Annotated in this window: 18 protein-coding genes and 1 pseudogene; 11 read left to right on the forward strand and 8 right to left on the reverse strand. The window is 73.5% G+C overall.

The features are described 5' to 3' along the window. The first annotated feature begins 15 nt into the window (after nucleotides 1-15). The 3 genes from ABZ117_RS31640 to ABZ117_RS31650 all read left to right on the forward strand — a co-directional run bounded on the left by ABZ117_RS31640 (nucleotide 16) and on the right by ABZ117_RS31650 (nucleotide 7,227). Nucleotides 16-1,884: a discoidin domain-containing protein gene (locus ABZ117_RS31640; protein ID WP_356825758.1), complete on the forward strand. Its 1,869-nt coding sequence runs from the start codon at nucleotides 16-18 to the stop codon at nucleotides 1,882-1,884. Nucleotides 1,885-2,015: 131 nt separating this feature from the next. Then, complete coding sequence (locus ABZ117_RS31645) at nucleotides 2,016-6,704, forward strand: DUF6531 domain-containing protein (protein WP_356825760.1); 4,689 nt, start codon at nucleotides 2,016-2,018, stop codon at nucleotides 6,702-6,704. A 28-nt stretch (nucleotides 6,705-6,732) separates the two neighbouring features. Then, a complete protein-coding gene (locus ABZ117_RS31650) occupies nucleotides 6,733-7,227 on the forward strand; it encodes a hypothetical protein (RefSeq protein ID WP_356825762.1) in 495 nt (164 codons plus the stop codon). A gap of 78 nt (nucleotides 7,228-7,305) precedes the next feature. Here ABZ117_RS31650 and ABZ117_RS31655 read toward each other — a convergent pair whose 3' ends face one another. Further along, entirely contained in the window at nucleotides 7,306-8,085 is a 780-nt protein-coding gene (locus ABZ117_RS31655) for a CDP-alcohol phosphatidyltransferase family protein (protein ID WP_356825764.1), read from the reverse strand. 107 nt (nucleotides 8,086-8,192) lie between these two features. On the opposite strand from ABZ117_RS31655, the gene ABZ117_RS31660 reads away from it, so the two are divergent. From ABZ117_RS31660 to ABZ117_RS31680, 5 genes and pseudogenes are all read left to right on the forward strand, one after another. Beyond that, nucleotides 8,193-9,182: a zinc-binding alcohol dehydrogenase gene (locus ABZ117_RS31660; RefSeq protein ID WP_356825766.1), complete on the forward strand. Its 990-nt coding sequence runs from the start codon at nucleotides 8,193-8,195 to the stop codon at nucleotides 9,180-9,182. Between the two features lie 110 nt (nucleotides 9,183-9,292). Then, nucleotides 9,293-9,691: a 6-carboxytetrahydropterin synthase gene (locus ABZ117_RS31665; protein WP_356825768.1), complete on the forward strand. Its 399-nt coding sequence runs from the start codon at nucleotides 9,293-9,295 to the stop codon at nucleotides 9,689-9,691. Next, nucleotides 9,688-10,869, forward strand: coding sequence for a glycosyltransferase family 4 protein (locus tag ABZ117_RS31670; RefSeq protein ID WP_356825770.1), 1,182 nt, complete (start codon nucleotides 9,688-9,690; stop codon nucleotides 10,867-10,869). The genes ABZ117_RS31665 and ABZ117_RS31670 overlap by 4 nt, the downstream gene beginning before the upstream one ends. Further along, the gene (locus ABZ117_RS31675) at nucleotides 10,866-11,837 is read left to right on the forward strand and encodes a class I SAM-dependent methyltransferase (protein ID WP_356825772.1); all 972 of its coding nucleotides are present in this window, start codon (nucleotides 10,866-10,868) and stop codon (nucleotides 11,835-11,837) included. Before ABZ117_RS31670 ends, ABZ117_RS31675 begins: the two co-directional genes overlap by 4 nt. Beyond that, nucleotides 11,834-13,021, forward strand: a pseudogene (locus tag ABZ117_RS31680) (lysylphosphatidylglycerol synthase transmembrane domain-containing protein); the annotation flags it as partial. The gene ABZ117_RS31675 and the pseudogene ABZ117_RS31680, both read left to right, overlap by 4 nt. Nucleotides 13,022-13,173: 152 nt before the next feature. Here the strand turns inward: ABZ117_RS31680 and ABZ117_RS31685 are convergent. After that, nucleotides 13,174-13,950, reverse strand: coding sequence for a creatininase family protein (locus tag ABZ117_RS31685; RefSeq protein ID WP_356825792.1), 777 nt, complete (start codon nucleotides 13,948-13,950; stop codon nucleotides 13,174-13,176). 39 nt (nucleotides 13,951-13,989) lie between these two features. On the opposite strand from ABZ117_RS31685, the gene ribA reads away from it, so the two are divergent. Beyond that, a complete protein-coding gene (gene ribA, locus ABZ117_RS31690) occupies nucleotides 13,990-14,661 on the forward strand; it encodes a GTP cyclohydrolase II (RefSeq protein WP_356825774.1) in 672 nt (223 codons plus the stop codon). A gap of 71 nt (nucleotides 14,662-14,732) precedes the next feature. Here ribA and ABZ117_RS31695 read toward each other — a convergent pair whose 3' ends face one another. After that, entirely contained in the window at nucleotides 14,733-15,956 is a 1,224-nt protein-coding gene (locus ABZ117_RS31695) for a serine hydrolase domain-containing protein (protein WP_356825776.1), read from the reverse strand. A 491-nt stretch (nucleotides 15,957-16,447) separates the two neighbouring features. Here ABZ117_RS31695 and ABZ117_RS31700 point away from each other — a divergent pair, with 491 nt between their 5' ends. Then, nucleotides 16,448-16,885, forward strand: coding sequence for a PPOX class F420-dependent oxidoreductase (locus ABZ117_RS31700; protein ID WP_356825778.1), 438 nt, complete (start codon nucleotides 16,448-16,450; stop codon nucleotides 16,883-16,885). Between the two features lie 22 nt (nucleotides 16,886-16,907). Here the strand turns inward: ABZ117_RS31700 and ABZ117_RS31705 are convergent, their stop codons facing one another. Then, complete coding sequence (locus ABZ117_RS31705) at nucleotides 16,908-17,786, reverse strand: NAD(P)-dependent oxidoreductase (RefSeq protein WP_356825780.1); 879 nt, start codon at nucleotides 17,784-17,786, stop codon at nucleotides 16,908-16,910. A 101-nt stretch (nucleotides 17,787-17,887) separates the two neighbouring features. Here ABZ117_RS31705 and ABZ117_RS31710 point away from each other — a divergent pair, with 101 nt between their 5' ends. Beyond that, nucleotides 17,888-18,484 (forward strand): TetR/AcrR family transcriptional regulator, encoded by a 597-nt coding sequence (locus ABZ117_RS31710; RefSeq protein WP_356825782.1) that lies wholly within the window; start codon nucleotides 17,888-17,890, stop codon nucleotides 18,482-18,484. 50 nt (nucleotides 18,485-18,534) lie between these two features. On the opposite strand, the gene ABZ117_RS31715 is transcribed toward ABZ117_RS31710, so the two are convergent. From ABZ117_RS31715 to gnd, 4 genes are all read right to left on the reverse strand, one after another. Then, nucleotides 18,535-19,200 carry a TetR/AcrR family transcriptional regulator gene (locus tag ABZ117_RS31715; RefSeq protein WP_356825784.1) on the reverse strand — a complete coding sequence of 222 codons (666 nt, stop codon included), beginning with the start codon at nucleotides 19,198-19,200 and terminating at the stop codon, nucleotides 18,535-18,537. Nucleotides 19,201-19,307: 107 nt separating this feature from the next. Further along, complete coding sequence (locus ABZ117_RS31720; protein ID WP_356825786.1) at nucleotides 19,308-20,771, reverse strand: membrane-associated oxidoreductase; 1,464 nt, start codon at nucleotides 20,769-20,771, stop codon at nucleotides 19,308-19,310. Between the two features lie 114 nt (nucleotides 20,772-20,885). Further along, nucleotides 20,886-21,479: a histidine phosphatase family protein gene (locus ABZ117_RS31725; protein ID WP_356825788.1), complete on the reverse strand. Its 594-nt coding sequence runs from the start codon at nucleotides 21,477-21,479 to the stop codon at nucleotides 20,886-20,888. A gap of 6 nt (nucleotides 21,480-21,485) precedes the next feature. Further along, nucleotides 21,486-22,364, reverse strand: coding sequence for a phosphogluconate dehydrogenase (NAD(+)-dependent, decarboxylating) (gene gnd, locus ABZ117_RS31730; RefSeq protein WP_356825793.1), 879 nt, complete (start codon nucleotides 22,362-22,364; stop codon nucleotides 21,486-21,488). Nucleotides 22,365-22,490: the final 126 nt, after the last annotated feature.

Genomic DNA, 22,490 nt, shown 5'->3' on the forward strand with positions numbered 1-22,490 from the left:
CCCGAGGAGAGCCGCATGCCATCCCGTATCCCGCGCACCCTGCTCGCCACGCTGACCACCGCGGCCCTGCTGGCCACCGGCCCCCTGCTGGCCACCCCCGCCCACGCCGCCGCCGTCGCCTGGGACACCGACCGCGCGGCCGGCGCCTACGCCGTGAACCCGGCCGCCGTCACCGCCTCCGGCAGCGAGAACGCCGGCACCGGGCCCGGCCTCGCCTTCGACGGCAACAGCGCCACCCGCTGGTCCAGCAACTTCGCCGACGACGCCTGGATCCGCCTCGACCTCGGCTCCACCCTCCGCATCGACCGGGTGAGCCTGGACTGGGAAGCCGCCTACGGCAAGCGCTACGTCCTGGAGGTGTCCGGGAACGGCACCGACTGGACCCCCTTCTACACCGAGACCGCCGGCACCGGCGGCTCCGTCACCACGTACACCCACCCGCAGGAGGTCACCGGCCGCTACGTCCGCCTGCGCGGCCTCGAACGCGCCACGCCGTACGGCTACTCGCTGTGGAGCTTCAAGGTCTACGGCGGCGAGCCGGCCCCCGCGTCGACGGCCCGCGCCAACCTCGCCCTCAACCACCCCGCCTACGCCAACTTCTACCAGGACGCGGGCCACTCACCGGCGTTCCTCACAGACGGCGGCTGGCCCGCCGATCTCAAGGGGGACTCGAGCCGCTGGTCGAGCGACTGGAACCAGGACCGCTGGGTCTCGGTTGACCTCGGCGCGCAGTCCACCATCGACACGGTGGACCTGTACTGGGAGTCGGCCTACGCCGTCGACTACCTCGTGCAGGTGTCCGACGACAACCGCACCTGGCGCACGGTGTACGAACCGTCCCCGGCCGACATCGCCGCCCGCCGCGCCGACGTCAAGGCCCCCGGTGACGCGGCGGGCCTGCACGACACGGTGAGACTGCCCTCCCCGGCCACCGGCCGCTACGTCCGCATGCTCGGCAAGGAACGCCGCTCCTTCTACAACCCCGCCCCCGCGACTGCCCAGTTCGGCTACTCCCTCTACGAGTTCCAGGTCTGGGGCACGGGCGGCAGCGCCGCGGCGGCCTACCCCGCCCTTCCCGCCGACCAGCCGGGCACGTACCGCACCACGTTCTTCGACGACTTCACCACCGCGAGCCTCGACCGCTCGAAGTGGCGGGTGGTCCGCACCGGCACCGAGATGGGCCCGGTCAACGGCGAGTCGCAGGCGTACGCCGACTCCACGGACAACGTCCTCACCCAGAACGGCAGCCTGATCCTCAAGGCGAAGTACTGCAAGGGCTGCACCCGCGCGGGCGGCGGCACCTACGACTTCACCTCGGGCCGCATCGACACCCACACCCACGCCGACTTCACCTACGGCAGGGTCAGCGCCCGCATGAAACTGCCCGTCGGCGACGGCTTCTGGCCCGCGTTCTGGCTGCTCGGCAGCAACGTGGACGACCCGTCCGTCTCCTGGCCGGCCTCCGGCGAGACCGACATCATGGAGAACATCGGCTACCCCGACTGGACCAGCACCGCCCTGCACGGCCCCGGCTACTCCGCCGACGGCAACATCGGCGCCCGCCAGACCTACCCCGACGGCGGCACCGCCGACCAGTGGCACACCTACGCCGTCGAATGGACCCCGACGGCGCTGCGCTTCTTCGTGGACGACCGCCAGGTCCAGGAGACGACCCGCAACAAGCTGGAGTCCACCCGGGGCCAGTGGGTCTACGACCACAACCAGTACGTCATCCTCAACCTCGCCCTCGGCGGCGCCTACCCGGCCGGCTGGAACAAGACCACCACCCCCTACTGGGGCCTGCCCCAGTCGAGCGTCGACAGGATCGCGGCCGGGGGAGTGCGGGCGGAGGTGGACTGGGTGAAGGTGGAGCAGAAGGGGTGACCGGGCCGTCCCGCGTGCCGGGCGTCCGTGGCCGGTCCCTCCGGCTCCCTCCTGCCGGATGCTGGTTAGGCTGATCATCTGATCGATCGGGGCCGACGCGACGGCGCCGGCAGGCATGGAGGCAACGGGGGATGGGCTACACACTGCCCAACTGGCTCGACGAGGTACTCGACTTCATCGGGATCAACTTCCCGAACGTGGATGAGGACGATTACCGCCACATGGCGGACGCCATGCGGGAGTTCGCGGACACGTTCGAGGGCCACGGCGGGGACGCACACGCGGCGTTCTCCCGGATCCTGTCCTCCTCCGAGGGCTGGGCCGTCGACGCGATGGAGGCGCACTGGAACAAGATCAAGGCGAGCCACCTGGAGAAACTCCCGGAACTCGCACGGCTCTTCGCGGACGCCTGTGACGTGCTCGCCGAGATCATCTTCTGGATGAAGACCAAGGCGGAGGCCGAACTGGCCGTCATGGCCGGGTCGGTGGGGCTGTCCATCGGGCTCGCCTGGGTGACCGGCGGCCTGTCGGCGGTGCTCGGCGCGGCCGAGATCACCGCGATGCGGCAGGCGGTCAAGCGGATCCTCGACGAGGCCGTGGACCGGATCGTCGACGAGGTGATCGCCAAGGTGACCGAGCCGGTCAACGCCAAACTGGAGGCGATGGTCGAGGACATGGTCCTCGACCTCGCGGAAGGCGCCTTCTCCATGCCGCCCGCCGACGGCGGAGACGGGCACGGGGGCGGTGGGCACGGCGGGATGCAGCTCGCCTCGGCCGGTGCGCCCGTGTCCTCCGGCGCCTCCGGCGGCGGAAGGGTCACCAGGATCGACCACCTCGAGTTCGAGGACGGCGCCGGCAAGGTCTCCCGGCACGGCGGTGAGCTGCACACCGCCGCGTCCTCACCCCTGGGACGGGTCAAGGGGGCGTTCGGCCGGAGCAAGGGCCGCGACCCCTTCACGCGGGTCTTCGACAGTGTGCTGCACGGTGCGATCACGGGCTCGGAGAAGGCCCTGAAGAAGATCTCCCACCACCTCACGGAAACAGTCCCCGACCGGGTGAAGGCCACCTCCCGCCTGCACAAGGGCATCGACCTGGACGTCCGCGACAGGCTCGACGCCGTCAACGGCCACAAGCGGGGCGGCGGCGACGGCGGACACACCCGCCCGGACGGCACGGGCAAGCGCCTGCCCGGATCGCTGAAGGACGCCCTGGCCAAGTCGCGCGAGAAGAGCGTCGCCCTGACCCGGCGCCGGTGCAAGACCGACCCGGTCGACGTCGCGAGCGGCGAGATGGTGCTGTCCCAGACAGACCTGGGCCTGCCGGGCGTCCTGCCGCTGGTGCTGCGGCGCACCCACATCTCCGGTTACCGCTACGGCCACTGCTTCGGACCGAGCTGGGCCTCGACGCTGGACGAGCGCCTGGAGCTGACGGGCAGCGGCGCGGTCTGGGCACGCGAGGACGGCTCGCTCCTCGTCTACCCCCGGGTGCCGGCCTTCCCGGACGATCCGGTCGATCCGGTCGAGGGCGAGCGCGTTCCGCTCACGTACGTCGACCGGAACGCGCTCGGCGAGGTCACCTACGCCACCACCGACCCGTACTCCGGTCACCAGCGCCGGTTCGTCGGCAGCCCCTACACCTCCGGTGGTCTGTACTGGCTCAGCGAGATCGAGGACCGCAACGGCAACGCCGTACAGATCGTCCGTGACGACGAGGGCCTGCCCGCGGCCGTCGTCCACGACGGCGGCTACGACGTGCGGGTGACCTGTGACCGGAGGAGCGGGCGCGTCGTGGCCCTCAGGCTGCGCACCGCCGACGGCCCGGTCCCGGTCGCCTCCTTCGGCTACGAGGACGGTGACCTGAGCGCGGTCACCTCCTTCTCCGACACCGTCGCGCTGCGCTTCAGCTACGACGACCAGCACCGGGTGACGTCGTGGACCGACCGCAACGGCCACACCTACGCCTATGTGTACGACGCGGCGGGCCGGGTCGTGGAGACGTCCGGTCCGGACGGCGCGCTCTCCTCACGCTTCGCGTACGACACCGCCGAGCGCGTCACCCGGTTCACCGACTCGACCGGTGCCGTCACCGTCACCCGGCTCAACGCCCTCGGCCAGACCGTCGCCGAGACCGACCCGCTCGGCCACACCGTCCACTTCGTGTGGGACCGCCACGACAACCTGCTGGAGCGCACCGACCAGCTCGGCAACACCGCCCGCTTCACCTGGGACGAGCGGGGCAATCTGACGGGGATCCGGTACCCGGACGGCACGGAGTCGACCACCCGCTACAACGGCCTCAACCTGCCGGAAGAGGTCACCGGGGCCGACGGCACGACCTGGCGCCAGGCCTTCGACGAGCGCGGCAACCGCATACGGATCACGGCGCCGGACGGCACCGAGACGCACTTCTCCTACGACGCGCGCGGCGCGCTGCGCAGCCTGACCGATCCGACCGGCGCGACCGAGCGCCTCACCTGCGACGCGGCAGGTCTCGTGCTCTCCCGCACCGACGCCCTCGGCCACACCGCGTCCGTGGAGCGCGACGCCTTCGGCCGGCTCGTCCGCGCCACCGCCCCCGGCGGCGCGACCACCTCCCTGGAGTGGCTTCCCCAAGGGTGGCTCGCCCGGCGCGTCGCACCGGACGGCGCGGAGGAACGCTGGACCTGGGACGCGGAGGGCAACTGCACGTCGCACACCGGACCCACCGGCGCCGTCACCCGCTTCGAGTACACGCACTTCGACCGGCTCGCCGCCCGCACCGGCGCGGACGGCGCCCGGTACTCGTTCGCGTACGACACCGAGCTGCGCCTCACCGAGGTCCTCAACCCGCAGGGTCTGAAGTGGAGTTACACCTACGACCCGGCCGGCAACCTGACGTCCGAGTCCGACTTCGACGCACGCACGGTCACGTACGAGTACGACCCGGTGGGCCGGCCCGTCGCGCGCACGACACCGCTCGGCACCCGGATCACCAGCGAGTACGACGTGATGGGCCGCGTCACCGCGAAGGACGTGGCAGGCCGGCGCACCCACTGCACGTACGACGCGGCCGGCCGCGTCAGCTCGCTGACCTCACCCACCTCCACACTGACGCTGGAGCGTGACGTGGTCGGCCGGGTCGTCGCCGAGACCGTCGACGGGCGCACCACCCGGTTCGGCTACGACGCCGCCGGACGCCGCACCACCCGCACCACGCCCACCGGCGCCGTGGCACGATCGGCCTATGACGAGGTGGGCAACCGCACGGCGCTGCTCGCCGACGGCCACACCCTGACCTTCACCCATGACGCGTGGGGCAAGGAGCTGACCCGCAGCTTCGGAACCGCCGAGGCACCGGTCACCCTCACCTCGGGGTGGAACGAGAGGGGCCGACTGACCTCGCAGCTGCTGACCGCCGGCGGCCGGACCCTGCGCGCCAGGGCGTACGGCTACCGGGCCGACGGCTGCCTGGAGCGAATATCCGACGAACTGAGCGGCACGAGCCGCGGCTTCGGCCTCGACCCGGTCGGCCGCCCCCTGCGCGTCACGGCCGAGAACTGGTCGGAGGCGTACGCGTACGACAGCGCCGGCAACGAGATCAGTGCCGAGTGGCCCGACCGGGCCGCGCGCACGGAGGGCCGCGGTGAGCGCACCTACGAGGGCACCAGGGTCCTGACCGCCGGGCGGGTCCGCTACGCGTACGACGCCGCGGGCCGCACCACCCTGCGTCAGAAGACGCGGCTCTCGAGGAAGCCGGACACCTGGCGCTACACCTGGGACGAGGAGAACCGCCTCGTCGCCTGCGTCACCCCGGACGGCACCCGGTGGACGTACGCGTACGACCCGCTGGGGCGGCGCACGGCCAAGCACCGCCTGGCCGACGACGGGCGCACCGTCGTGCACTCCGTCCACTTCACCTGGGACGGCACCCGGCTGGCCGAGCAGACGGACACGGCCCACCACATCACCACCACCTGGGACTACGAGGGCCACCGGCCGCTGACCCAGCTCGAACGCCGCATCGGCCCCGGGCAGGAGCCGCGGGACGAGGTCGACGCACGCTTCTTCGCGATCGTCACCGACCTGGTGGGCGCACCCAGCGAACTCGTCGACGAGCGGGGCGTGATCGCCTGGCGCGGCCGGTCCACCGTCTGGGGCGCCACGAGCTGGAACCGGGACGCGACGGCGTACACACCGCTGCGCCTGCCCGGACAGTACGACGACGCGGAGACCGGCTTCTACTACAACTACCAGCGCCACTACGACCCGGACACCGCGCGCTACGCCAGCCCCGACCCGCTCGGCCTCGGCCCGGCGCCCAACCCGGTCGCGTACGTCACGAACCCGCACACCCGGATGGACCCCGAGGGCCTCATAGCCAAGGGGTGCACGGAGAACGGCGGCTGGTACAGCGGACTCCAGCCCGCGAACCTCCTGGACGACGACAAGAACCGCGTCAATCCCGTCGACCAGGAGATCAACCACATCCCCGCGAAGGCGTCGTACTCCCACCTCGACATGCCCGGGTTCCGGACGAACAGGAACGGGGGCGGCGCCGGCATGGGCCCCGCGATCCGTATGGACGCCGCGGACCACCGGGAGCTGACGAGCACGGGTTCCAGCAGGGAGAGCGATGCGTGGCGCGCGAAACAGCGGCAGTTCATCGACGCCGGGCGCTGGGACGAGGCCATGAAGATGGACATCGACGAGATCCGTGAGCTGTACGGCGACAAGTACGACACGCACATCAAGGACATGGTCGACAGCCTGAAGAACAACAGGAAGTTCCAGGCCATGCTGGAGAAGAAGGGCTGGACGATAAACTACGACATCCTGAAATGACGAGCCGGTACGGACCGAGGGGTTGGCGATGGATCTGGTACTCGACCCGCCGCGCGGAGTCGCGCCGATCCTGCTGGGCATGACGCTCGACGAGGCACTCGCCGCGGTGCCCGACTGGGGGGAGCCCCGCGTGCTGCGCCGCCCCAGCCGGAATTCGGCGAAGGCGTCCTGGACCCTCGACCACGTCGGCGTACAGGCCCTGGCCGAGGGCGGCGGCCACGTCACGGCGATCGAGCTGTGGTGGCCCGGTGAGGGCCGCACGTCCGGCACGCGCGTCCTGCTCGACGGGGACGAGGTGTTCACCACCCCCGCCGAGGACCTCTTCCGGCGTGCCGCCGCCCGGGGCTGGACGGTCGACACCTCGCAGCCGGAGTACCCCGTGATCCCCGGGGTGTCGCTCGGTTTCACCCGGCAGACCTCGCAGGAGGTCGAACGGGACGCCGACGGCCTGCCGAGGTACGTCACCTCGGTCCTGGTGGGCGGCGAGGACTACTACGACTACCGGTACACCCAGCAGGGCTGACTCTGTCGACCGGCGTGTGAACGTCCGTCGGCGCACGGGGAAGCGGTCCGAGAGCGGGCCGGGAGCCTCCGTGCGCCCTCAGCGCGTCGCCAGCTCCAGCACCATCGGCTCGGCCACCGCCCGGTCGGTCACCGCTTCCTCGGTGACCGTCCGCGCGTTCCGCCACAGCCACACCACGTCCCGCCCGAAGGACCACACCAGCGACCCCAGGGCCAGCAGCACGACCGCGAGGTTCGCCGGAGGCGGCAGCAGTTGCGCGCCCGCCACCAGCAAGCAGATCCCCTGGAGCGCCGCCACCGTCTTGCGGGCGAAGGACGGGGGCAGGGGGGCGTTCAGCCAGGGGGCCAGCCGGGCCGCGGCGACGAACGCGTAGCGCATGCCGCCGATCAGCAGCACCCACGGGCCGAGGCGCGTGGACACGTACACGCTCAGCACCAGGATGAGGAACGCGTCGACCTCCATGTCGAAGCGCGCGCCCAGCGCGGAGGACGTGCCGGTGCGGCGGGCCACCTTGCCGTCCACGCCGTCCAGCAGCAGCGCCACGGCGGTCAGGGCGGCCATCAGGGTCACCGGCGGCGCGCTCTCGAAGGAGTCCGCGACCAGCGCCGTCACCCCGCCGACCAGGGTCGTCCGGCCGAGTGTGACCCGGTTGGCGGGCCCGAAGGAGCTGAGCCGGGAGCGGTGCAGGGCGCGGGAGAGGACCGCCCAGGTGGCGAACGCGAAGGCCAGCCCCGTCAGCCAGCCGGCCGGCCCCATGCCGATCGCCGAGCCGAGCAGGGCCAGCAGCAGGATCTGCACGCCCGCTCCCACAGCGGTCTCCTGCTGGAGCCTCGCGTCATACGTGTTGTTCAGGGCCACCGCACATCCTCCGGCCGAGTGACAGAGTCGATCAACGCCGCGTACTCTGCGCGGCCTGTGCACATCTCGGTACGTGAACAACTTCCCGATCGTTCAGGAGGATGCCGATGAACCGGTCGGCCCGCGCTTTCTGGCTCCGCTCGCCAGGCCAGGGAGAACTGCGTGACGTCACCCTCACCGGACCCGCCGACGGCGAGGTCCTGGTGCGCACGCTGTACTCCGGGATCAGCCGGGGCACGGAGACGCTCGTCTTCCGCGGCGGAGTGCCCGCGAGCCAGCACGCCGCGATGCGGGCACCGTTCCAGGAGGGCGACTTCCCGGGCCCGGTGAAGTACGGCTACCTCAACGTCGGCGTCGTGGAGGAGGGACCGGCCGACCTGACCGGGCGCACCGTCTTCTGTCTCTATCCGCACCAGAGCCGTTACGTCGTTCCGGTGAGCGCGGTCACCGTGGTACCCGACCGGGTACCCGCCGAACGGGCCGTGCTCGCCGGCACCGTCGAGACCGCCGTGAACGCCCTGTGGGACGCGGCACCGCTCATCGGCGACCGGATCGCGGTGATCGGCGGCGGCATGGTCGGCTGCGCGGTGACCGCGCTGCTCGCCCGCTTCCCGGGTATCCGCCTCCAGCTCGTCGACGCCGACCCCGGCCGCGCGAAGACCGCCCGGGCACTCGGCGTGGACTTCGCCGCGCCCGCCGACGCCCTCGGCGACTGCGACCTCGTCGTGCACGCCAGCGCCACCGGGGCGGGCCTCGCCCGGGCCCTCCAACTCCTCGCCCCGGAGGGCACCGTCGTGGAGCTGAGCTGGTACGGCGACCGGAGCGTGGCCCTGCCGCTCGGCGAGGCCTTCCACTCCCGCCGGCTCACCGTGCGCAGCAGCCAGGTCGGCACCGTCTCCCCGGCCGCCCGGGCGGGCCGCACCTACGCCGACCGGATGGCGCTCGCCCTGGACCTGCTCGCCGACCCGGCGCTGGACGCGCTCGTCACCGGGGAGAGCGCCTTCGAGGAACTGCCGTCCGTGCTGCCGCGACTGGCCTCCGGCTCGATCCCGGCCCTGTGCCACCGGATCCGGTACACCGACACCGGCCTGACCTGAGAAAAGAGTGAGTCACGGCTGAACACGGGGAAGCGAGGAGCCGTACTACACCACATCCCCCGGCGGGCAAGGGCGGGGGACCAGACGCGCCGCACCTGGAGGGTCGTCCGTTGTTCAGCATCACCGTCCGCGATCACATCATGATCGCCCACAGCTTCCGCGGCGAAGTGTTCGGACCCGCGCAGCGACTGCACGGCGCCACGTTCCTCGTCGACGCGACGTTCCGCCGCGAACAGCTGGACGAGGACAACATCGTCGTCGACATCGGCCTGGCCACGCAGGAACTGGGCGCCGTCGTCGCCGAACTGAACTACCGCAACCTCGACGACGAACCCGACTTCGCCGGCGTCAACACCTCCACCGAGTTCCTCGCCAAGGTCATCGCCGACCGGCTCGCCGACCGCGTCCACCGGGGCGCCCTCGGCGAGGGCGCCCGGGGCCTGCACGGCATCACCGTCACCCTGCACGAGTCGCACGTCGCCTGGGCGAGTTACGAGCGTGACCTGTGACCGGCCTGACCGTGCGGCCGGCCCGCCTGACGTACGTCCCCGCGCAGCACACCCCCGCCGAGAACGCCGGAATCATCCCCATGTCCCTGCGCACCGTGCACTTCGTGATGCCGGGCGGCGTCGACGACCCGGCCGCGCCCAGCGGCGGCAACGCCTACGACCGCCGGGTCTGCCTGGACCTGCCCGGCTTCGGCTGGCAGGTCACCCGGCACCCCGTCCCCGGCCCCTGGCCCCACCCGGACGGCGCCGCCCGCGACCGGCTCGCCCGCACCCTGCGGGACCTGCCGGACGACGCCGTCGTCCTGCTCGACGGCCTCGTCGCCTGCGGCGTCCCGGAGACCGTCCTGCCCGAGGCCGGACGCCTGCGGCTCGCCGTCCTCGTCCATCTGCCGCTCGGTGACGAGACCGGCCTGGACCCGGCCGTCGCCGCCGGCCTGGACACCCGCGAGCGGACGGTGCTGCGGGCGGTGCCCGCGGTGATCGCCACCAGCGACTGGGCGGTCCGCCGGCTCGTCTCCCATCACGGACTCGCCCCCGGCCGGGTGCACGTCGCCGCGCCCGGCGCCGACATCGCGCCCCTCGCCCCCGGCACCGACGGCGTCTCCCGGCTGCTGTGCGTGGCCGCCGTGACCCCGCGCAAGGGCCAGCACCGCCTGGTGGAGGCGCTCGCGGCGGTACGGGACCTGCCGTGGACCTGCGAGTGCGTCGGCGGCCTCGGCAGCGACCCCGAATACGTGGCCCGCCTGCGCAGGCTGATCGCCCGGCACGGCCTCGGCGACCGCCTGCACCTGACCGGCCCGCGCTCCGGCGCCGCCCTCGACGCCTCCTACGCCGCCGCCGACCTGATGGTCCTCACCTCCTACGCCGAGACGTACGGCATGGCGGTCACCGAGGCCCTCGCCCGCGGCATCCCGGTCCTCGCCACCGATGTCGGCGGCCTGCCCGAGGCCGTCGGCCGCGCCCCCGACGGCTCAGTGCCCGGCATCCTCGTCCCGCCCGAGAACCCGGCGGCGCTCGCCGCCGAACTCCGCGGCTGGTTCGGCGAACCCGACGTACGCCGCCGCCTCAAGGCCGCCGCGCGAAGCCGCCGCGCCGCGCTCGACGGCTGGGCCACCACCGCCCGCAGCCTGGCCGGAGTCCTCCAGCGACTCCCCGAAGCACCGAGGACGACGCCATGACCCGCCCGGACACCGACACCGGTGCAGGTGACAAGGGGGCCGAGGCGGCCCGGGGCGCGGTCATCGCCGGGGCCGGGCCCGTCGTCCGGGCCGGTGAGCGCGCCACCGTACGGCTGCGCGACGGCGACCCGGAGGACGGCCCGCGGTACGCGCCCGAGTGGCTCCAGCTGCGGGAGCCCGCCGACGCGGCGGCCCGCGCGGCCGACCTGCTCGACCCGCTGCGGATCCGGCTGGCCGAGGGGCCGGTCACCGCGGGCGGACTCGCCGTGCACGACCTGGGCTGCGGCACCGGCTCGATGGGCCGCTGGCTCGCGCCCCGCCTCGACGGCGCCCAGCACTGGATCCTGCACGACCGCGACCCCTACCTGCTGCACTTCGCCGCCGTAGCCTCTCCGCGCTCCGCCGCCGACGGCAGCGGCGTCACGGTCGAGACCCGGCGCGGTGACGTGGCCCGGCTCACCCCGGACGCGCTGTCCGGAGCCTCGCTGGTGACGGCCTCCGCGTTGCTCGACGTCCTCACCCGGGAGGAGATCGAGAACCTGGCCGACGCCTGCGCCGGCGCCGGCTGCCCGGCCCTGCTCACCCTCTCCGTCGCCGGCCGCGTCGAACTCACCCCGGCCGACCCGCTGGACACCGGGATCGCGGACGCGTTCAACGCCCACCAGCGGCGCGGCGGGCTGCTCGGCCCGGACGCGGTCACCGTGGCCGGCGAGGCGTTCGCCGCGCGCGGGGCGACGGTCCGGGTGCACCCGAGCCCGTGGCGGCTCGGCCCCGGGGAGGCCGCGCTGACCGGGCAGTGGCTGCGCGGCTGGGTGGGCGCGGCCGTCGAGCAGCGGCCGGAGCTGCGGGACCGCGCCGAGCGCTACCTGGACGCCCGGCTCGCCGCCTGCGAGGCCGGTGAGCTGCGGGTCACCGTCCACCACACCGACCTGCTGGCCCTGCCCCGGCCGACGGGCGGCCCCGCATGAACGCGCGGCCGGCCCCCGTGGCGGGCGCCGGCACCCGCGCCCGTACGACATCCACGGCCCCGGCCCGCCCCCACGTGGCCGAAGCACCCCCCGCGGGCACACACCCGCCACGCCCACGCCCGGCGCCACCTGCCCCGGCCCCCTCTGTCGGGGTGCCTGCCGCGGGCACGCCCGACCCGGTCCCGGCACCCCCGCCCGCACGCTTCACCGGGGTGCCTGCCGCGGGCACGCCCGGCACCGCCCCGGCACCCGTCCCCACCACCGGGTCCGGCGGCACCCCGGCACCCGTCCCCGCACAACCCCCCGCGCCCCGGCGCCCCGTCGCGCGCCTTCTGCGGAGCCAGGCCGGGACCTGCGCCGGCGCGGTCATCCTCGGTGTCCTACTGTGGCGGCTCGGTACCGGTGTGCTGGTGGACGGACTGCGGCGGATCGACGCGGTGACGGTGCTGGCCGCGCTGGGCATCGGCGTGGTCACCACGGTGTTCAGCGCCTGGCGCTGGCAACTGGTCGCGCGGGGGTTGCGGTTGCGGCTGCCGCTCGGTGCCGCCGTCGCCGACTACTACCGCGCGCTGTTCCTGAACGCGGCGCTGCCCGGCGGCATCCTGGGCGATGTGCACCGGGCGGTCCGGCACGGGCGGAGCGCGGGGGACGTGCGGCGCGGCGTGAAAGCGGTCGTCCTGGAGCGGGTCGCGGGGCAGATCGCGATGGCCGTGACCGCCGCGGTGGTGCTGCTGACCCTCCCGTCCCCGGTGCGCGCCGAGGCCCGCGCCTTCGCCCCGCTCATGGTGCCGGCCGTGGCGGGGGCGGCCGCCGTCGTCGTCGCCCTCCGGATGAACCGGGCGCCGGCCGGCCGGGGCGGGGCGCTGCGCCGTGTGCTCGGCGAGGCCCGCCGTGGCCTGGCGTCCCGGCAGAGCGGGCCGGGGGTCGCGCTGTCCTCCGCGGCCGTCCTCGCCGGGCATCTGCTGATGTTCGTCGTGGCGGCCCGGGTCGGCGGCTCGGCCGCCCCCGTGGCGGTGCTGCTGCCGCTCGCGGTGCTCGCCCTGCTGGCCATGGGCCTGCCGGTGAACGTCGGCGGATTCGGCCCCCGCGAGGGGGTCACCGCGTGGGCGTTCGGCGCGGCGGGCCTCGGCGCGGACACCGGGGTCGCGGTCGCCGTCGTCTACGGCGTACTGAGCTTCGTCGCGAGTCTGCCGGGCGCCGCCGTACTCGTCCTGCGCTGGTACGAGGGTCTGCGCGGCCCGGCCGCCGCGCGGGAGCCCGACCCCGCGCCGGGCACCGGACACCTGCCGGCCGGGGCCACCCCCACGGGTCCCGGCCGGCAGGCTCCCGCGCCCGACTACTCCTGTCCCGTGGCCGCGGTGAGCAGCGCGAAATACGGTGCGAAGGATTCCGTGAGGCTCGCCAGGAGTTCCTTTCCCTTTTCCGCCGAACCCAGGGAGGGGCGGCCGATGACACCCGATTCGGTATAGGCGGACATTCCCACGGTGAGCAGATGACGGCGGTCGTCGGCGGTGAAATCGGCCGACTCGTTACCAGGGCGGACGAATTCGGGGTGAGCGTGCAGCAGAATCGATGTCTCGATCTCTCCCGCGTGCATGTCGGTGAGCAGCGAGGTGACCACCCCGGCCTGTTGCCGCGCGTCCTCCCAGTCCTCGCCGGCGGGGAACAGCGCCATCCGTTCGCCCCGCGCGGAGGCCTCCTGGACGACGTTGCCGAGCACGTAGTTGCCGCCGTGTCCGTTGACCACGACGAGCGCGCCGACGCCGGAGCGGCGCAGCGACGCCGCGATGTCGGTGATCACCGCGTGGAGGGTCACGGCGGAGATGCTGACGGTTCCCGGCCAGGCCGCGTGCTCGTGCGAGCAGGAGATCGTCACCGGCGGAAGGAGATGCACCGGGTACGCGGCGGCGATCTCCCGCGCCACGGCGCAGGCGACGAGCGTGTCGGTCGCCAGCGGCAGGAACGCGCCGTGCTGTTCGAAGCTCCCGACCGGAAGGACCGCGACCTGTGCTGACGCGTCCGCCCCCCGCGCCCGTACGTCCTCCGTGGTGTCCGTCGGCATCACGCCGCTCGCCACTTCGTATGCCGCTGCGCGGGCGCCCGAACCACTCATCTCGTCCACGGCCTTTCGTCTCTGCATAGGAATCAGATCATGACAGAAAACACCGGCGTCAACATCGGCGTACTCGGCAAGAAGTCCCCGCCGCGGTCGGGTGCGGAGCGCGTCGTGAATGCGCCGCTGCCCACGGTGTACGGGCAATTCCAGGCGATCGGCTACCTGGACCACGACCGTGGTGACGAGCAAGTGGCCCTGGTGCACGGTGAGATCGGCACCGACAGGGTGCTGGTGCGGCTGCACTCGGAGTGCCTGACCGGGGACGCGTTCGGATCCCGGCACTGCGAGTGCGGTGATCAGCTGGAGGCCGCACTGCGCGCCGTGGTCGCCGAAGGCAGCGGCATCGTCGTCTACTTGAGGGGGCACGAGGGCCGCGGCATCGGTCTGCTCGCCAAGCTGCGGGCGATGGCCCTCCAGGCGGAGGGCCTGGACACGGTGGAGGCGAACCTCGCGCTGGGCCTGCCCGTCGACGCCCGGGACTACGGCGTCGCCGCGGAGATCCTGCGCGACCTCGGGGTGCGCTCGGTGCGGCTGATGTCCAACAACCCGCGCAAGCGGGAGGCCTTGGTGCGGCACGGCATCCAGGTGGCCGAGCAGGTGCCGCTGCTGATCGAGCCGTGCGAGAGCAACATCACCTATCTGCGGACCAAGCGGGAGCGGATGGACCACCATCTGCCGCATCTGGACGCCGTCGCCCACGGTTCGTGACACCCGGGCAGGGTGCCGCCCCCCGGAACGGGACACCCGCCGCCGGCTCGGGCTCGCCGGGCCGCCGGCGGTCAGTCCGCCAGCGCCTCGTGCACCAGCCGCCGCAGCTCGGGGAAGACCTTCAGCGTCTTCGGGCGTACCTGGCTCATGAACTGCACCGTCAGGTCGTGAGCCGGGTCGACCCAGAACGCGGTGGTGGCCACGCCGGTCCAGCCGTAGGTGCCCAGGTGTGAGGGGACCGGGGTGCGGGCGGGGTCGACGACCACGGAGACGTTGAAGCCGAACCCGAGGCCGTCGTTGCCCGGTTCCCGGTGGACCGGGGCGCCGCAGGAGCGGATGGTCGCGCCGCCCGGCAGGTGGTTGCGGGTCATCAGGGCCACCCACTGCGGCGACAGCAGCCGTACGCCGTCCAGTTCGCCGCCCCGGCGCAGCATCTCCATGAACCGGTGGAAGTCGTGGGCGCTGGAGACCAGGCCGCCGCTGCCGGACAGGAACCGGGGCCGGCCGCGCACCGGCAGTCCCGGCACCGGCTCGATGCCGCCGTCGTCCGTCTCGCCGTACAACTCGGCCAGCCGGCCGGCCTGTTCCGGCGTGACGTGGAAGCCGGTGTCGGTCATGCCGAGCGGGCCGAGGATGCGGTCACGGAAGAATGCGTCCAGCGGCTGCCCGGAGACGACCTCGATCACCCGGCCCAGCACATTGGAGGCGACCGAGTAGTTCCACTCGGTGCCCGGGTCGGCCTGGAGCGGCATCCGCGCGTACAGCTCGACGGTCTCGGCGAGCCCGGCGCCGGGCGGCACCGAGTACTCCAGCCCCGCCTCCCGGTAGAGGGCGTCCACGGGGTGGCGGTGGTAGAAGCCGAAGGTCAGGCCGGCGGTGTGGGTGAGCAGATGCCGGATCAGGACGGGTCCGGCGGCCGGCCTGGTGCGCACGCCGGCACCCGCCCCGCCCTCGTACACCCGGGGGGCGGCGAACGCGGGCAGATGACGGTCCAGGGGGTCGTCCAGGGACAGCCGGCCGTCCTGGGCCAGCAGCAGTACCGCGACCGCGGTGACGGGTTTGGTCATCGAGTAGATCCGCCACAGCGTGTCCGGCTCGACCGGCAGCCCGGCCGCCACGTCCCGCAGTCCGTACGTGGTCAGGTGGGCGACACGGCCGCCGCGGGCCACGGCCAGCAGACAGCCGGGCAGGCGTCCCTCGTCGACGTGGCGGGCGAAGTGCCGGTCGAGGCGCTCCAGGGCCGCGGCGTCCAGACCCGCTTCCTCCGGTCCGATGTCCTGTCGCAGCCGTGCCATCACTCTCTCCTCCGCTCGCGTCGCCGTCCGGGGCGCGGCCCGGCGGTCTTCCTCCGGGGGCGCGCCCGCTTCTCATCGTCGCGCAGGACCACCCGAGGGGACCGGCTTGCCCGGGAGATCCGGGGACAGGCGCGACGCCGGGCAGCGCGCGGGCCGGCGCCGGCGCACACACGGCCACGGTCGCCGGCACGGGCGGTGCCGGCCCGGTCCCCGCGCCCAGCAGCGCGGTCGGCCCCGGCCACGCCGACGGCGGGCCCGACGGTCAGCGCGGTCCGCTGCAAGCCGCCCGCCACTGAGGCCCCGGCCGGACGGTCACGTGGGTGGCCGCCGCCATTATCGCGCCGAACCCGCCGCCCAGCAGGGCGAACCCGCACGCGAGGGCGGCCGCACGGCGCCCCGGCCGGTACCGCAACCCCGAGCGCGCGCAGCGCCGTCGCCCCGGCTTCCGCCGGCCGGGAATGCGCGCACCGCTGCCGTGAGTTGATCCGGATATGACTCAGGACACCCCGCAGGACGCGCTGCTCGCCCTGCTCTCTGAAGGTCACGGCGGCGTGCTGGTCACGCTTCGTCGCGACGGCCGTCCCCAGCTGTCCAACGTCAGCCACGCCTACGATCCGGACGAGCGGGTCATCCGGATCTCGGTCACCGACGACCGGGCCAAGACCCGCAACCTGCGCCGCGACCCGCGTGCCTCGTACCACGTGACCAGCGCCGACCGCTGGGCGTACACCGTCGCCGAGGGCACCGCGGAGCTGACGCCGGTCGCCGCCGACACGCACGACGCGACCGTCGAGGAACTGGTCCGGCTCTACCGGGACGTCATCGGCGAACACCCGGACTGGGACGACTTCCGGGCCGCGATGGTGCGCGACCGCCGTCTGGTCGTACGGCTGCGTGTCGAGCGGGCGTACGGCGTGTCCCGGAGCTGACCGCGCGCCGTACGGCCGCGGCTCACGGCGACCCGGCGGTCCGCGCCTCGATCGCCCGCAGCACGGCGACCATGTCCGCGCCGCCGTGGCCCTGGGCCACCGTCTCCTCGAACAGGGAGTGACAGACGTCGAGGAGCGGTGAGGCCAGGCCTGCCGTGCGTGCCGCCTCGGCGATCAGCCGGTTGTTCTTGAGCACGTCCAGTGCCGCCGCCTGGACGGCGAAGTCCCGCTCGCGCAGCTTGGGCGCCTTCATCCGGGAGACCCCGCTGGCCATCGGGCCCGCATCCAGGACCTCCAGGAACAGCCCGCGGTCCAGGCCCTGCCGCTCGGCGAAGTGGAACGCCTCGGCCAGCCCGGTGACCTGGGTGATCAGGAACAGGTTCACGGACAGCTTCATCAGCAGCGCGCCCGGCGCCGGCCCGCACACGAACGTCTCCCGGCACATCGGGGCCAGCAGCGGCCGTACGGCGGTCACGGCGTCCTGCTCCCCGGCGAGCAGGGCCACCAGCTGCCCCTGTTCCGCCGGCACCCGGGACCCGGAGACGGGTGCCTCGACGTACCGGCCGCCCGCGGCGTGGATCTCGGCCTCCAGCGCGTGGGAGTACTCCGGGGAGGTCGTGCCCATGTGGACGACGGTCCGGCCCGCGACCCGCCCGGCCAGCGCGGGCGTGCCACGGCCGAGGACCTCGTCCACCGCGGCCCCGTCGGCGAGCATCAGCAGTACCGTCTCCGCGCGCGCGAACACCTCGCCGGGGTCCGCGGCGACCTCGGCGCCGGCCGCGCGCAGCTGCGCGGCGCGCTCCTGGGTGCGGTTCCACACCACCAGGTCGGTGCCGGCGGACGCCAGGCGCAGGGCCATGGGCCGGCCCATCACTCCGAGACCGATGAAACCGACCGGCATGAGCCCGCCCTCCGCCGCCGCGAACCTGCTATGACAGCGGTCATAGTAGCGTGCGTTATGACGATGGTCATAGAGTGGGGGACCGGGGACCGGAGGTGGAGATGGCACAGGCGCGGCGCGGTCCGCGGGAACGGATGGTCTTCAGCGCGGCCCAGCTCATCCGGCGCGACGGGGTCGCCGCGACCGGCATGCGCGAGGTCGCCGCGCACGCCGGCGCACCGCGCGGCTCCCTCCAGCACTACTTCCCCGGCGGCAAGGAACAGCTCGTCAACGAGGCGGTCGAGTGGGCCGGCCGGTACGCGGGCAGGCGCATCGCCCGGTTCCTCGCGGCCCTGGACCAGCCGGCGCCCAGCGGGCTGTTCGCGGCCATGGCCGCGCAGTGGACCGACGAGTACGGCCGGGACGGCTTCGCGGCGGGCTGCCCGGTCGCCGCCGCCACGGTCGACCGCGCCTCCTCGGACGGCTCGACCCGCCAGGCCGTGGCCGCCGCGTTCACGGCCTGGAGCGGCCCGCTCGCCGCGGCGCTGACGGACCTGGGCGTGCCCGCCGCACGGGCCGGGTCACTGGCCACCCTCATGATCAGCACCCTGGAGGGCGCCATCCTGATGGCGCGCGCCGAGCGGGACGTACGGCCCCTGACCACCGTCGTCCGGGAACTCGGCCCACTGCTCGACGCGGCGGTGGACCCCGCCGGGTGAGGGCGCCGAGCGGGGCCGGCCAGGTGGCGGGGGACCGGTGCGCGTCGGCGTCAGCCCGGCGTCCGCTCCGCCGCGAGGTAGGCGATCACCATGTCGGAGAGCATGGCCCGGTAGTGCGCGCGCTGCGCCGGATCCATCAGGTCCCGGCCGAACAGGGTGCCGAAGGTATGCCGGTTGGCGACCCGGAAGAAGCAGAACGACGTGATCACCGCGTACAGGTCGACCGCGTCCACGCCGGCCCTGAACACCCCGGAGTCCCGCCCGGCGGCGAGGACGCGGCGGATCACGTCGAGCACCGGCGAACCGGACCGGCCGAGCCGCCCGGAGGCCGCGAGGTGCCCGGCGCCCTGGACGTTCTCGATGCCGACCAGGCGGACGAAGTCCGGGTGCCGCTCGCAGTGGTCGAAGGTCAGCTCGGCCAGCCGCCGGATGGCCGCGACCGGGTCCAGGCGCTCGACGTCCAGTTGCTGCTCGGCGTCCCGGATCAGCCCGTACGCCCGCTCCAGCACGGCCGTGAACAGCTGCTCCTTGCCGCCGAAGTAGTAGTAGATCATCCGCTTCGTGGTGCGGGTGCGGGCCGCTATCTCGTCGACCCGGGCGCCGTCGTAGCCGGCCCGGGCGAACTCGCGCGTGGCCACGTCGAGGATCTCGGCCCTGGTCCGGGCGGGGTCGCGCGGCCGCCCGCCGGGCCCTGCCGGTTCTTCGACGCTGGTCATCGGGTTCCTTCGGGCCGTGGGGAGCCGGGGCGGGGTGCGCGTGCGGGTGCCGGTGATTGTAGAAGCGGGGCGCGGCCGCCCGGCGGCCGGGCACCCGGCGCGCGGCGTCACTGGCGGCTCACCGTGCGGGTGACGCCGGCGACCACGGTCGTCGCCAGGATCCAGCCGGTGAGCACCAGGACGTAGGCGAGGACCTGGTACCCGCCGCGCGGCGCGAACGCCGAGTCCTGCCCGAAGGAGATCACCGGCAGCAGCAGGTCGAGCGTGTAGAACACCGGATGGAACGGCGGTGCCTCGCCCGCGTTCAGCGGTTGCGGGTGGTGCAGCGCGAAGGCGGCGGAGCCGAGGGCCAGCAGCGACAGCAGCCAGCCGGCGGCGCGCAGCGGACGGAACCCGTAGCCGACGGCGACGTCCTGCACCAGGCCCCAGACCCGGCCGTACCAGGGCAGGGTGCGGCGGTGCCGGCGCTGCTTGGCGAGCTGCACCAGCCGGGCCGCGTGGTCGTCCCCGGTCCGGCGGTAGGCGGCCGTCAACTGCTCGTAGGCGTGCGGGACATAACCGTCCCGCTCCCGTTCCAGCATGGGCAGGCGGTACTCGGCGGACGCGTGCGGGGTGAGCGAGGTGTACGTCAGGCCGGCGAGCCGCACCTCCTCGGGCACCGACTCCGGTTCCAGGAGCAGGACTTCCAGCTGGGCGCGGCGCAGGTCGAGGGAGCCGTCCATGGGCGGCCCCTTGCGCAGCCACAGTTCGCCGATCGTCGTGCTGCCGGCCCGCAGCGCCGGACTCCCCGGATTGGACAGGAGGGTGTACGACAGGTCGAGCCGGCCCGCGACACGGGCGCCCCGCAGGCCCGTCCAGCCGCGCACCTCGGCGTGCCGGACGAGCATGTCGCCTCCCACGGAGAGCGTCTGCGCGTCGAGCGCGCCCTGCCCGGGATGGTTCAGGCGCGCCTCGCAGAGGTTGACCGACCCGGCGATCACGGCGCCGTTGAGCCGTGTCTGCCCGTGCGTGCGCAGGCCCGGCGCCCGTAAGTCACCGCCGATGGCGGCCTGGTTGAGCTGGAGCACCGGGTGCTCCTCCTCGGGCGCCGCCACCTCGGCGCTCTCCAGGTACAGGCTGCCGGTGACGCGGGCACCGCCGAGCCGTACGGTGCCGTGGCACCGGGTGCGGGTCATCCGCAGGACGCCGTCCACGTGGAGGGCGTGGGCGGTGAGCCCGGGCAGGACGGACTCGCTGAGGTTCAGCTCGCGCAGCCGGGCGCCGTCGCACCGCGGGGCCTCGTCGAAGTGGCAGTGCCGCAGCCGCAACGGGTGGTCGATCGTCGCGTACTGGAGGTCGAGCCGGCCGGTGATCCGGGCGCCCGCCAGATTCAGCGAGGCTATCTCCCCGTCGTGCCGCGGCCCGTCCAGCAGCAGGGCCCGCAGCACCCGGGCGCGCACCGTCCGTCCGGGCCCCCAGCCGCCGCCGTCCGCGGTGTCCTCGTCAGGGTCCTCCCGCAGATCCACCGACTCCCCTCGCGGGAACGCCCGCCACACCCGCTCCTCGGCCGCCGTCAGCTCGCTGATCTCCACCCGGGGGACTCTGACCCGGGCCGGGAGCGGCTGTCAACGCGGCGCCCTGGTGCCCGGACGGCCGTGTGCCCCCGGTCCGCCGCATCGGCGGGCCGGGGGCACACGGGACGTCGGTTACGGCTGGACGTTCCACTCCGCGATCACCGGGCGGCCGTGCTCGGTCGACAGGCGGCTGACCGTGCCGGTGGCCAGCTGGAACAGCCGGCCCTCGGCGGGCGGCAGGCCCAGGCGGCGCGCGGTGAGGACGCGCAGGAAGTGGGCGTGGGCGACGAGCACCACGTCACCGGCGTCCTCGGTGAGGGCCGCGTCGACGCGGGCCAGGACCCGGTCGGCGCGGGCACCGACCTGCGCCGGCGACTCGCCCGGATGGCCGTCCGGGCCGGGCGGCACGCCGTCGGTCCACAGATCCCAGGCGGGGCGGTCGCGGTGGATGTCGACGGTGGTGATGCCCTCGTAGCCGCCGTAGTCCCACTCGCGCAGCCCCGGGTCGGTCGTGACCCCGGGCAGGCCGGCCAGTTCGGCGGTGCGTATCGCACGGCTCAGCGGGCTGGCCAGCGCGAGGGCGTAGGTCCGGCCGGTGAGGAGCGGGACGAGGGACTTGGCCTGTTCCTCGCCGTGCCCGGTCAGCGGCAGGTCGGTCCAGCTGGTGTGCCGTCCCGACCTGCTCCACTCCGTCTCACCGTGGCGGACCAGCAGGAGGTCCCCCACGGCGGGTCAGTCCTTCTTCTCGACCGCGTGGCCGCCGAACTGGTTGCGCAGCGCGGCGATCATCTTCATCTGCGGCGAGTCGTCCTGCCGGGACGCGAACCGCGCGAACAGCGAGGCGGTGATCGCGGGCAGCGGCACCGCGTTGTCGATCGCGGCCTCCACCGTCCAGCGTCCCTCGCCGGAGTCCTCCGCGTAGCCGCGCAGCTTCTCCAGGTGTTCGTCGTCGTCCAGGGCGTTGACCGCGAGGTCCAGCAGCCAGGAGCGGATGACGGTGCCCTCCTGCCAGGAGCGGAACACCTCGCGGACGTTGTCCACCGAGCGGACCTTCTCCAGCAGTTCCCAGCCCTCGGCGTAGGCCTGCATCATCGCGTACTCGATGCCGTTGTGGACCATCTTCGAGAAGTGCCCGGCGCCGACCCGGCCCGCGTGGACGTATCCGTACGGGCCTTCCGGCTTGAGCGCGTCGAAGATCGGCTGGATGCGCCGGACGTGCTCCTTGTCGCCGCCGACCATGAGCGCGTAGCCGTTCTCCAGGCCCCACACGCCGCCGGAGACGCCGGCGTCGACGAAGCCGATGCCCTTGACGCCGAGTTCGGCGGCGTGCTTCTCGTCGTCGGTCCAGCGGGAGTTGCCGCCGTCGATGACGGTGTCGCCCTCGGACAGCAGGTCCTTCAGTTCGTCGATGACGCCCTGTGTGGCGGTGCCGGCCGGGACCATCACCCACACATGGCGGGGCGCGTCCAGCTTCTCGACCAGTTCGGCGAGGCTCTTGACGTCGGAGACCTCGGGGTTGCGGTCGTAGCCGATGACCTCGTGGCCGGCGCGGCGGATCCGCTCGCGCATGTTGCCGCCCATCTTGCCCAGACCGATGAGGCCCAACTGCATGGCTGTCATGTCACTTCACTTCCTGAGAGAACGGTAGGTGGCGACGAGGGCCTTCGTCGACGGGTCGAGGCCGGGTACGTCGGTGCCTTCGGTGAGGGCGGGTTCGACGCGTTTGGCGAGGACCTT

The organism is Streptomyces sp. NPDC006309 (genome assembly GCF_040613095.1).
Taxonomy (GTDB): domain Bacteria; phylum Actinomycetota; class Actinomycetes; order Streptomycetales; family Streptomycetaceae; genus Streptomyces.

Excerpts from the sequence above, each read along its gene's own strand:
- ABZ117_RS31705 (WP_356825780.1), bottom strand. The coding sequence starts at position 17,786 with ATGCCGGTCGGTTTCATCGGTCTCGGAGTGATGGGCCGGCCCATGGCC.
- ABZ117_RS31695 (WP_356825776.1), bottom strand. The coding sequence starts at position 15,956 with ATGGCACGGCTGCGACAGGACATCGGACCGGAGGAAGCGGGTCTGGAC.
- gnd (WP_356825793.1), bottom strand. The coding sequence starts at position 22,364 with ATGCAGTTGGGCCTCATCGGTCTGGGCAAGATGGGCGGCAACATGCGC.
- ABZ117_RS31640 (WP_356825758.1), top strand. The coding sequence starts at position 16 with ATGCCATCCCGTATCCCGCGCACCCTGCTCGCCACGCTGACCACCGCG.
- ABZ117_RS31660 (WP_356825766.1), top strand. The coding sequence starts at position 8,193 with ATGAACCGGTCGGCCCGCGCTTTCTGGCTCCGCTCGCCAGGCCAGGGA.
- ABZ117_RS31685 (WP_356825792.1), bottom strand. The coding sequence starts at position 13,950 with ATGAGTGGTTCGGGCGCCCGCGCAGCGGCATACGAAGTGGCGAGCGGC.
- ABZ117_RS31650 (WP_356825762.1), top strand. The coding sequence starts at position 6,733 with ATGGATCTGGTACTCGACCCGCCGCGCGGAGTCGCGCCGATCCTGCTG.
- ABZ117_RS31700 (WP_356825778.1), top strand. The coding sequence starts at position 16,448 with ATGACTCAGGACACCCCGCAGGACGCGCTGCTCGCCCTGCTCTCTGAA.
- ABZ117_RS31715 (WP_356825784.1), bottom strand. The coding sequence starts at position 19,200 with ATGACCAGCGTCGAAGAACCGGCAGGGCCCGGCGGGCGGCCGCGCGAC.
- ABZ117_RS31675 (WP_356825772.1), top strand. The coding sequence starts at position 10,866 with ATGACCCGCCCGGACACCGACACCGGTGCAGGTGACAAGGGGGCCGAG.
- ABZ117_RS31645 (WP_356825760.1), top strand. The coding sequence starts at position 2,016 with ATGGGCTACACACTGCCCAACTGGCTCGACGAGGTACTCGACTTCATC.
- ribA (WP_356825774.1), top strand. The coding sequence starts at position 13,990 with ATGACAGAAAACACCGGCGTCAACATCGGCGTACTCGGCAAGAAGTCC.
- ABZ117_RS31710 (WP_356825782.1), top strand. The coding sequence starts at position 17,888 with ATGGCACAGGCGCGGCGCGGTCCGCGGGAACGGATGGTCTTCAGCGCG.